The 720-nt window shown below is 46.1% G+C and carries 1 rRNA gene; it reads left to right on the forward strand.

The window, feature by feature from the left end:
- Positions 1-189 precede the first annotated feature (189 nt).
- Positions 190-720: ribosomal RNA gene (locus ORL50_RS28715) — 23S ribosomal RNA — on the forward strand; the annotation flags it as partial.

Here is a 720-nt window from a genome sequence, read left to right on the forward strand (position 1 = left end):
TTGATTTCTAGTCTTTGACTAGTTCGTTCTTTAAAAATTTGGGTATGTGATAGAAAGATAGACTGAACGTTACTTTCACTGGTAACGGATCAGGCTAAGGTAAAATTTGTGAGTTACTCAGTTTTGAGTATTATCGAATTTTCGGCGAATGTCGTCTTCACAGTATAACCAGATTGCTTGGGGTTATATGGTCAAGTGAAGAAGCGCATACGGTGGATGCCTTGGCAGTCAGAGGCGATGAAAGACGTGGTAGCCTGCGAAAAGCTTCGGGGAGTCGGCAAACAGACTTTGATCCGGAGATGTCTGAATGGGGGAACCCACCTAACATAAGTTAGGTATCTTAAGCTGAATACATAGGCTTAAGAAGCGAACCAGGGGAACTGAAACATCTAAGTACCCTGAGGAAAAGAAATCAACCGAGATTCCCTTAGTAGTGGCGAGCGAACGGGGACTAGCCCTTAAGTGGCTTTGAGATTAGCGGAACGCTCTGGAAAGTGCGGCCATAGTGGGTGATAGCCCTGTACGCGAAAATCTCTTAGTCATGAAATCGAGTAGGACGGAGCACGAGAAACTTTGTCTGAATATGGGGGGACCATCCTCCAAGGCTAAATACTACTGACTGACCGATAGTGAACTAGTACCGTGAGGGAAAGGCGAAAAGAACCCCGGAGAGGGGAGTGAAATAGATCCTGAAACCGTATGCGTACAAGCAGTGGGAGC

Origin of the sequence: Pseudomonas sp. RIT-562 (assembly GCF_026241895.1) — a bacterium.
GTDB lineage: Bacteria > Pseudomonadota > Gammaproteobacteria > Pseudomonadales > Pseudomonadaceae > Aquipseudomonas > Aquipseudomonas mandelii_F.